This window comes from Paracoccus denitrificans, assembly GCF_900100045.1.
GTDB lineage: Bacteria > Pseudomonadota > Alphaproteobacteria > Rhodobacterales > Rhodobacteraceae > Paracoccus > Paracoccus denitrificans.
Map to the genome: position 1 here is coordinate 59140 of NZ_FNEA01000024.1, position 8659 is coordinate 67798.

Genomic DNA, 8659 nt, shown 5'->3' on the forward strand with positions numbered 1-8659 from the left:
GTGCCTGGCGGTGCGTTCAGAGCGCCTCGGTGCCGCCGGCCAGTTCCAGAATGATCTCCCATTCCGCATCCGAGACCGGCTGCACCGACAGGCGCGAATTGTTGACCAGCACCATGTCCTTGAGCCGCGGCTCGGCCTTGGCCTCGTCCAGCGAGATCGGGCGCCGGACGCGGGCGACGGCGCGGACATCGACGCATTCCCATTTAGGGTCGTCGGCGGTCGAGTCGGGATGCGCCTCGGCCGCCACCTCGCAGATGCCGACGATCTCCTTGCCGATGTTCGAGTGATAGAAGAAGCCGCGCTCGCCCTTCTTCATGGCGCGCATGTTGTTGCGGGCCTGGTAGTTGCGCACGCCGTCCCATTGCTCGCCCGTCTCGCCCTTGGCGATCAGGTCGTCGAAGCTGAAGACGTCGGGCTCGGATTTGAACAGCCAATACGCCATCAGCCAATCACCTTCTTCCACTCGATCACCTCGACCGAGGCGAACAGATCGGCTGCGTTGTAGGGGTCCTGTGCCGCCCATTCCTTGACCTGGGTCAAGCTTTCGCCCTCGACGATCAGCAGCGAGCCGCAGGGCTGGCCGTTCTCGACGAAGGGGCCGGCCAGCTTGACGCCGGGCTGCGCGCCCATGAAGGCCAGGTGGCTTTCGCGGGTGTCGAGACGGGTTTGCAGCTTGCCGGCATGGTCGCGGCAGATCACGGCGAAAAGGGGCATCATTCCTCCTTGAGCGGGCGGTTCAGCAGAAAGTCCAGCGCATGTTCCATGGCGATGCGGCCCTCGGCAAGACCCGCGACCAGATTCGAGATCGGCATCTCGATCCCCAGCCTTTCGGCAAGCTGGGTGACGGCGCGGGCGGTCGAGGCACCCTCGACCGTGGTGCCGGCGGCGAAGGGCCGGCGCGATCCCAACGCCAGTCCATAGCGGAAATTGCGCGATTGTTCCGAGGTGCAGGTCAGCACCAGATCGCCAAGGCCCGACAGGCCCGGCAGCGTCTCGGGCCGGGCGCCGAGCGCGGTGGCCAGCCGCAGCATCTCGGCAAAGCCGCGCGTGACGACGCTGGCGCGCGCGCTGTCGCCATAGCCCGCGCCGATGGCGGCTCCGGCGGCGATGGCGATGATGTTCTTCAGCGCCCCGCCCAGTTCGGCGCCGGTCACGTCGGTGGTGCGGTAAAGCCGCAGCGTGGCGGTGGAAAGCTGGCGTTGCAGCGCCTCGGCCGCACCTGCATCGGCGCAGGCCAGCGTCAGCGCGGTGGGCAGGCCGCGGGCAATGTCTGCGGCAAAGCTGGGCCCGGTCAGCACCGCTACCGTCGCCTGCGGACAGGCGGCGGCGATCAGTGCCGAAGGCCCGGTCAGCGTGGCCAGGTCGATGCCCTTGGCGCAGCTGACCAGGTTGCGGCGGTCGAACTGCGCGCCGTGCTCGGCCAGAAAGCCGCCCAGCACCTGCGCGGGCAGCGCCAGCAGCACGGTTTCGGCCGTGATCTCGTCCAGCCGGTCGGTGACGCGCAGCGCCGGCGGCAGGGGCACGCCGGGCAGGCGCGGGTTCTCGCCCGTGTCGGCCCATTCCGTGTCGCGGCCCCAAAGCGTCACCGGCCCCTTGGTCGCCAGAGAAACCGCCAGCGCCGTGCCGAAGGCGCCCGCGCCGATGATCGCCACGCTCATGCCTTGGCCCCCCTTTTTCCGGCGCCCAGCATGGGTGCGGCCCTTTGGTCCAGCGGCCAGCGCGGGCGCGCGGCCAGATCCATGCCGTCGCGCCGGCCCGCCTCGTATGCCTCGATTCCGGCCCAGGCGATCATCGCGGCATTGTCGGTGCAAAGCCGCAGCGGCGGGGCGAGGAAGGTTGCGCCCGCCTCGGCCGCGACTGCTTGCAAGGCCGTGCGCAGGGTCTGGTTGGCCGCGACGCCGCCGGCCGCGGCCAGCACCGGGGCGGGGGCCAGCGCCAGGGCACGGCGGGTCTTTTCGGCCAGAACCTCGGCCACCGCCGCCTGGAAGCCGGCGCAAAGATCGGCGCGGTCCTGTTCGTGCAGGCCGCCTTGTGCTGCCACCAATTCGTCGCGCTGGCGCAGCACGGCGGTCTTGAGCCCGGAAAAGCTGAGGTCGCAGCCCGGCCGGTCCAGCAGCGGCCGGGGCAGGGCGAAGCGGCGTGCATCACCCGCCCGCGCGGCCGCCTCGACCGAGGGCCCCCCCGGTTGTGGCAGGCCCAGCAGCTTTGCCACCTTGTCGAAAGCCTCGCCCGGCGCATCGTCGATGGTGCCACCGAGGCGTGTGAAATCCTCGGGGCCGTCCACGCGCAGGAACTGGCAATGCCCGCCCGAGACCAGCAGCATCAGATAGGGATAAGGGGTTCCGTCGGTCAGGCGCGGCGTCAGCGCGTGGCCCGCCAGATGGTTGACGCCGACCAGCGGCAGCCCCGTGCCCGCCGCAAGCCCCTTGGCCAGCATGACGCCCGACAGCACGCCGCCGATCAGCCCCGGCCCCGCGGTGACGGCGATGCCGTCCAGGTCCGACAGGCGCAGCCCGGCCTGGGCCAGCGCCTCCTCGACGCAGAGGTCCAGCTTTTCGGCATGGGCGCGGGCGGCGATCTCGGGCACCACGCCGCCGAAATCGGCATGCAGCGCCGCCTGGCCTGCCACCACCGAGGCAAGGATGCTGCGGTCGTCGCGCACCACCGCCGCGGCGGTATCGTCGCAGCTGCTTTCGATGCCCAGAAAGGTCAGTCCCATGCTCATCCTTGTTCCTGCGCCGCCAACGGCCTAGGCAGAGGGCAAGTAACACCTTGTCAGGCCGATTGCCATGCTGCCGAACCCTGCGCCCATCCTGCTTCTGACCCGGCCCGAGCCGGCCTCGCGGCGATTTGCCGCAGGTCTGGCGCATCTGGGGCTGGAGGTGCTGATCTCGCCGGTGCTGCGCATCCGGCCGGTGGCGCATGATGCCGGCCGGCTGGCGGCGGCGCGGGGATTGGTCTTTACCTCGGTCAACGCCGTGCCGGCGGCGGGGGCGGGGCGCGGCCGGCCGGCGATCTGCGTCGGCCCCGCCACGGCCGAGGCGGCGCGGGCGGCGGGTTTCGACGTGACCGAGGGGCCGGGCGACGCGGCGCGGATGATGCCGCTGCTGGACGGGCTGGGCGAGGGCTGGCTGCATCCGCACGGCGCCCATGTCGCCAAGGAACTGCCGGTGCCGGACATGGTGGTCTATGACCAGTTGCCCGAGCCGTTGAACGCGGCGGCGCTGGCGGCGCTGGCGGGCACGGCGCCGGTGATCCTGCCGCTGTTCTCGCCACGCTCGGCGCGGATCCTGTCCGTCCAGGCTGCGGACGCGCGGGCGCCTCTGTGGCTGGCGCCGATCAGCCCGGCGGCGCAGGATGCCTGGCAGGGTCCGGCCGCGCGCATCGCACCGGCGCCGACGCCCGATGCGGATGGCGTGCTCTGGGCCGTCGAGCGCCTGCTGGACGCGGAACAATCCGCATGAGGGCGGGTTGAGGCGCCACGCACCGCCGACTAGACTGCCGGCGGGAGCCAGTCATGATTGCGGGCGGAAGGGGCAGGTCCTGCTCCGTGGCAGCCGGGCCGCAATGCGAAAGGGAACGGGGAAGAATTGTGAAGAAGCCAGAAACCAATTCCAGCGATAACAAGGCAAGCCCCGGAAAAGACGGTAAAAAGAAAGCGGTCTCGGGTTCCGTCATCGACAGCCGCCCGGTCAGCGCCGGCGAAGGCGCCCCCGCCGCGAAGTCTGAGCCGAAGCCTCAGATCGAATCGAGGCTGGTCGGCAGCGGCGCCGGATCCGATGCCGCCGCGCCCAAGCCCGCGTCGGCCAAGCCAGTGACCGAATCGAAATCCGACGCGTCGCAGCCCGTCGCCGGGGCGAAGCCGGGCACCGTGCCGCCGGTCGCCAAGGCGGATAGCGGACCGGCCGAGGCGCCGAAACCCGCCCCTTCGCAGTCCCAGCCGGCCAAGGTCGAAACCCGCGTGGTCGAGGTGCGCAAGGCCGGCTTCGCGCCGACCTTCCTGGGCGGTGTCGTTGCTGCCGGCTTGGGTGCCGCGGCGGCCTGGTGGGCAATTCCGCATCTGCCGCCGGCCTGGCAGCCGGGGGTGGCCGATCCCGCCCCGACCGAGGCGCAGATCGCCGCTGCCCGCGAGGCTGCCGTGGAAGCGGCGCGCGAAGAGATCCAGGCGCAGGCCGACGCCTTTGCCAACCGTGCTTCCGAGGCCGGCGCCGATGCGGCGCGGCAGGCGCTGGCCGATACAGCGCCGCAAGGCGGCGATGCCGAGGCGCTACGGGCGCAGGAGGAAAAGCTGGCCGCGCTGGAGAAAACCGTGGCCGATCTGGCCGCGCGTCCCGTGGTGGCCCCGGTCGTCTCGGGCGAGGACAGCGAGGGGCTTCAGCAGGTGCTGAACGAGCTGACCGGGCGGCTGGCCGCGCAGCAGAGCCGCATCGACGAGCTTGCGGCGCGCCCTGCGGCCGACACGGCCGGAGCCGAACAGGTCCAGGACCTTGCCGCTCAGGCCGAGGCCCTGCAAGCGCGGATCGCCGCCGCGGCCGAAGAGGCCGAAAAGCGCATCGCCGCGGCCGAGGCGCAGGCATCCGAATTGCAGCAGAGTGCCGAGGCGGCGAACCGCCGCGCCCAGGCTGCCACCGCCGCCGCAGCCCTGCAAGCCGCGATCGAGACGGGCGGCGCCCGCGATCAGGCGCTGGCCGATCTGCGCGCCGCCGGGATCGAGCCGCCGGCCGTGCTGGCCGGCGATGTCCCGACGCTGGCGCAGCTGCGCGCGGGCTTCCCCGCCGCTGCGCGCGAGGGGCTGGCCGCCGCGCTGAAGGACGCGCCCGAGAACGAGGGTGCGCTGGGGGCCATCAGCAGCTTCCTGCGCGTGCAGACCGGCGCCCGTTCGGTCGAGCCGCGCGAGGGCAGCGACCCCGACGCCGTGCTGTCGCGTGCCGATGCCGCGGTGAGTGCCGGCGACATCAAGGGCGCGCTGGCCGAGATCGCCGCCCTGCCGCAATCCGGCCAGGCGGCGATGGCCGACTGGACCGCCAGGGCCCAGACCTGGGTCGAAGCCAATGCCGCGCTGGCCACCTTGGCCGCGGGCAGCATGTAAGGGGCGCGCCATGCTGCTTTCGGCACTGAAAATCCTGATCTTCTTCGCCATCGTGCTGGTCCTGACGCTGGGCGCGATGCAGCTTTCGGAAACCGGCCATGGCCTGAGCATGGTCTATGGCAGCACCGAATACACGCTGGGGCCGGTGCAACTGGTGATCGCGGCGCTGGTCGTCGTGCTGCTGGGCTGGATCACCGTGCGCTTGCTGGGGCTGTTTCTGGCCTTCCTGCGCTTCCTGCTGGGCGACGAGACGGCGATCAACCGCTATTTCGCCCGCTCGCGCGAGCGCAAGGGCTATGACGCGCTGTCCGAGGGCATGCTGGCCGTCGCCTCGGGCGAGGGGAAGCTTGCGCAGGACAAGGCGGCGAAGGCGGCGAAGTTCCTCGACAAGCCGCATGTCACCGACCTTTTGGCCGCGCAGGCCGCCGAGGTCGCGGGCGACAGCCGCAAGGCCGGCGAAGTCTATCGCCGGCTGCTGTCGGACCCGCGCACGCGCTTTGTCGGCATCCGCGGCCTGATGCGTCAGAAACTGGATGAAGGCGATACGGTTACCGCATTGAAATTGGCCGAGAAAGCCTATGCGCTGAAGCCGAAACATGCCGAGGTGCAGGACACGCTCTTGCAACTGCAGACCCGCCAGGGCGACTGGAAAGGCGCGCGCGCCGTGCTCAAGGACAAGCGCCAGCAGGGCCAACTGCCCAAGGACGTGCATATCCGCCGCGACGCGGTCCTGGCGCTGAAAGAGGCCTCCGAGGTGTTGGCGCATGGCAATTCGATCAGCGCCCGCGAGGCGGCGATCTCGGCCAACCGCGCCAGCCCCGACCTGATCCCGGCTGCGGTGCTGGCCGCGCGCAGCTATATCGCCCAGAACGATCCCCGCAATGCCGGCCGGGTGCTGCAAAAGACCTGGAGCGTCCGCCCGCATCCCTCGATCGCCGCGACCTATGCCGAGATCGTGCCGGACGAAAAGCCGGCCGCGCGGCTGCGGCGCTTCGAGGACCTGATGCGGCAGAACCCGGATCACGAGGAAACCCGGTTGCTGCGCGCCGAGCTTTTGCTGGCCGCCGAGGATTTCCCCGGCGCCCGCCGCGCGCTTGGTGATCTGGCCGAAAAGCATCCGACGGTGCGCTCGCTTTCGATCCTGGCTGCCGTCGAACGGGGCGAGGGCGGGGACGACGCGGTGGTGCGCGGCATCCTGGCGCGTGCGCTGGTCGCCAGCCGCGGGCCGCAATGGGTTTGCGACAAGTGCCACAATGTCATGGCCGACTGGTCCCCGACCTGCGACAGTTGCGGCGGGTTCGACACGCTGACCTGGTGCGAGCCTGACACGCCGGCCTGGGGCGCCACCGCCTCGAACGGGGTCGAGATGCTGCCGCTGCTGGTCGGCGCCCCGCATGGCAACGGGGCGGGGGCCGATGTGCCGGCCCCTCCCGTGCCTGCGGCCCAGGCCCGCGCAACACCGCCCGTTCCGCAGCCCGAGGCGCCTGCGCCCGAAGCGGGTCCGGTCGAGATCGCCGATGTCTCGCCCGGCATGGTGCCGCGCGAATCGGATTACCGCCGCGTCTCTCCGGGCGTGGGCGGGGTGGAGCCGGCGATGACCGTCACCGATCCCGAGCCCGCCGCTGTCGCACCGCCTGCGCCCGAACCCCTGCGCGAGCCTGTTCCAGGCGTGCAGGGCGATATCCTGCCCGTGCGTCCCGATGTGGAGCCGCCCGAGGAGGATGAGATGAGGATTGCGGGGAAAAATCGCTGATCCCCCCTTTTCGCCCGCGCCGGAACCTGCTATCCGGCGCGGCACATAAGGCGCCGGTGTAGCTCAGCTGGTAGAGCACGTCATTCGTAATGATGGGGTCGGGGGTTCGAGTCCCTTCACCGGCACCAGTGATTTACTGGAAATCCAGCGAAAATGGCCGTCCTTCGGGGCGGCCTTTTGCATTGCCGAAGTCGTGGAGCCGCGGCGGGGCCGACTGGGACAGCTGGCAGGCACGCCTTGTCGCCGCGAAAGTGCGATGCCTTGCAGGAACGCTTCGTTCTGGAGGCGGCCGGTTTCCGGCATAGCCGGGAAGCACCCTGGACCAGTTTGCGACCCTGGATACCGGCAGAGACCAGGACGCAAGCCGAGTAGATACACCCCCGGGCGGCCTTGACGGTCTTTCTGGTCGCTGGTGCTGGGCCGTCGCGTCATGACGCCGATGCGATCAAGCGTGACGAAACTCTTTCGGAGGCGCCGGGTTTTAACCCCCATGAGCATGAAGGAGGTAGAAGTCATGCTGAAACGCAGCATTACGACCGCCCTGATCTGCGGCAAGGTTCTGGCGCTTGGTGCGCTGATGGGCTCCACGGCGCTGGCGCAGAGCGGCGAAGTGACAGAAGGCGATACGACCGTGGTCGAGACGCCGTCGGGCAATACCACGATCGTTCCCGGGGTGGCGGCCGAGCCGGGCACCCCCGTGGGGGCGGTGTTGGAGCCGGACTACAAGTTGCCGGAGCAGCTCGACAATGACCAGGAGATCGCGCGGACCTTGATCGCGCAAGGCTTTACCGACGTGCATATCCTGCGCGAGGGTCCGATCCTGACGGTGAATGCGCAGCGCGATGGCCAGCCGATCGAACTGGTCTACAGCATCGCCAACGGTTCGCTGATCTCGGTCGATGGCGTGGAACTTCGCCCCGCAGCGGATGAGACCGGAAACGGTCATTCGACCGCGGACGCTACCGGCGATGAGACGGCCCCCGGCGAGGGGGGCGACGATGGCAGCGGTGGCGAAACGGACGAAGGCACCGAAGGCGGAAATGGTGACGGTAACGGTGAAGACTCCGGCACGGACGGGACCGACGGTGGTTCGGATGGATCGGACGGCGGTTCGGACGGCTCTGATGGCGGAGACGGCGGCTCCGACGGTGGCTCCGACGGTGGCGAAGGCGAAGGGAACGGCTGATCGCGGCCGAGTCGCCAAGGCGGCATGACTGTGCCGGCGCCATTCCGCGCCAGTCATTGCGCGGATCATCATGCCCGCCCCGGCCTTGTCGGGGCGGGTTCTGCATCTCAAGGGCGCAAGTCCCGGATGGTCGAAGCATGGATCCCGTAGGCCGAGGGATCGACGGCGTGACGCTGTCCCGTGGCGCCTCGAAACTGCCGATGAGCTGAAGCATCGAGTCCTGACCCTAGCCCCGTCCGTTGCAGACCTGCTTTCTGCAACGTGCGGGCCTTGCCCGGATAATCGCTGCGCCATTCGGATGAGGAGAGGGTGAGATGCCGAACAAAGCCACAGTCAGGGGCGTGCTGATGGACGCCACGCTTGCGCCGGTCGCCGCGGGCAAGATCGTCGCGACGCTTCAGGGCTCGGACGTATTCGAGGGCGGCGTGCGGGTGGTGACCGAGCAGGTCGAGGCGACGACCGACGCGCAGGGCGGCTGGTCGCTAGATCTGATCGTGAACGGCGAGGGCGAGCGGGCCGGGACGACCTGGACCGTCGCGGGCTACAGCCCCTATGTGGCCAAGCTGTTCGAGGTGCGGTCGCTGTTTCTGGCCTCGGCGCTGGAGACGACGCTGGGCGATCTGGAAAGGAC

At 69.9% G+C, this 8659-nt stretch carries 9 protein-coding genes and 1 tRNA gene; 6 read left to right on the plus strand and 4 right to left on the minus strand.

The genetic code is table 11. The features are described from left to right. Positions 1-16: 16 nt before the first annotated feature. Genes BLT64_RS19155 through tsaD form a run of 4 tightly spaced genes read right to left on the minus strand, consistent with a single transcriptional unit; the run spans position 17 to position 2725 of the window. On the minus strand, positions 17-442 hold the full coding sequence (locus BLT64_RS19155) for an EVE domain-containing protein (protein WP_011748290.1): 426 nt from the start codon (positions 440-442) through the stop codon (positions 17-19). After that, on the minus strand, positions 442-714 hold the full coding sequence (locus BLT64_RS19160) for a YciI family protein (RefSeq protein ID WP_371862668.1): 273 nt from the start codon (positions 712-714) through the stop codon (positions 442-444). The genes BLT64_RS19155 and BLT64_RS19160 overlap by 1 nt, the downstream gene beginning before the upstream one ends. After that, positions 714-1658 (minus strand): NAD(P)H-dependent glycerol-3-phosphate dehydrogenase, encoded by a 945-nt coding sequence (locus BLT64_RS19165; RefSeq protein WP_011748288.1) that lies wholly within the window; start codon positions 1656-1658, stop codon positions 714-716. Before BLT64_RS19165 ends, BLT64_RS19160 begins: the two co-directional genes overlap by 1 nt. After that, a complete protein-coding gene (tsaD, locus tag BLT64_RS19170) occupies positions 1655-2725 on the minus strand; it encodes a tRNA (adenosine(37)-N6)-threonylcarbamoyltransferase complex transferase subunit TsaD (RefSeq protein ID WP_011748287.1) in 1071 nt (356 codons plus the stop codon). The genes BLT64_RS19165 and tsaD overlap by 4 nt, the downstream gene beginning before the upstream one ends. A 64-nt stretch (positions 2726-2789) precedes the next feature. On the opposite strand from tsaD, the gene BLT64_RS19175 reads away from it, so the two are divergent. The 6 genes from BLT64_RS19175 to BLT64_RS19200 all read left to right on the plus strand — a co-directional run. Beyond that, positions 2790-3464: a uroporphyrinogen-III synthase gene (locus BLT64_RS19175; protein ID WP_011748286.1), complete on the plus strand. Its 675-nt coding sequence runs from the start codon at positions 2790-2792 to the stop codon at positions 3462-3464. A gap of 53 nt (positions 3465-3517) precedes the next feature. Beyond that, on the plus strand, positions 3518-5089 hold the full coding sequence (locus BLT64_RS19180) for a hypothetical protein (RefSeq protein ID WP_011748285.1): 1572 nt from the start codon (positions 3518-3520) through the stop codon (positions 5087-5089). A 10-nt stretch (positions 5090-5099) separates the two neighbouring features. Then, a complete protein-coding gene (locus tag BLT64_RS19185) occupies positions 5100-6842 on the plus strand; it encodes a heme biosynthesis protein HemY (protein ID WP_041529917.1) in 1743 nt (580 codons plus the stop codon). Positions 6843-6894: 52 nt separating this feature from the next. After that, positions 6895-6970: transfer RNA gene (locus tag BLT64_RS19190), tRNA-Thr, on the plus strand. 386 nt (positions 6971-7356) lie between these two features. Beyond that, positions 7357-8028, plus strand: a complete 672-nt coding sequence (locus tag BLT64_RS19195) for a hypothetical protein (RefSeq protein ID WP_128492940.1) — start codon at positions 7357-7359, stop codon at positions 8026-8028. 314 nt (positions 8029-8342) lie between these two features. Then, positions 8343-8659, plus strand: a 317-nt coding sequence (locus tag BLT64_RS19200) for a hypothetical protein (RefSeq protein ID WP_074810592.1), incomplete at its 3' end; no start/stop codon positions are given.

What these genes read in the sequence shown, in the direction of transcription:
- BLT64_RS19160 (WP_371862668.1), bottom strand. Translation starts at nt 714, where the DNA reads ATGCCCCTTTTCGCCGTGATCTGCCGCGACCATGCCGGCAAGCTGCAA.
- tsaD (WP_011748287.1), bottom strand. Translation starts at nt 2,725, where the DNA reads ATGAGCATGGGACTGACCTTTCTGGGCATCGAAAGCAGCTGCGACGAT.
- BLT64_RS19180 (WP_011748285.1), top strand. Translation starts at nt 3,518, where the DNA reads ATGATTGCGGGCGGAAGGGGCAGGTCCTGCTCCGTGGCAGCCGGGCCG.
- BLT64_RS19185 (WP_041529917.1), top strand. Translation starts at nt 5,100, where the DNA reads ATGCTGCTTTCGGCACTGAAAATCCTGATCTTCTTCGCCATCGTGCTG.
- BLT64_RS19165 (WP_011748288.1), bottom strand. Translation starts at nt 1,658, where the DNA reads ATGAGCGTGGCGATCATCGGCGCGGGCGCCTTCGGCACGGCGCTGGCG.
- BLT64_RS19195 (WP_128492940.1), top strand. Translation starts at nt 7,357, where the DNA reads ATGCTGAAACGCAGCATTACGACCGCCCTGATCTGCGGCAAGGTTCTG.
- BLT64_RS19155 (WP_011748290.1), bottom strand. Translation starts at nt 442, where the DNA reads ATGGCGTATTGGCTGTTCAAATCCGAGCCCGACGTCTTCAGCTTCGAC.
- BLT64_RS19175 (WP_011748286.1), top strand. Translation starts at nt 2,790, where the DNA reads ATGCTGCCGAACCCTGCGCCCATCCTGCTTCTGACCCGGCCCGAGCCG.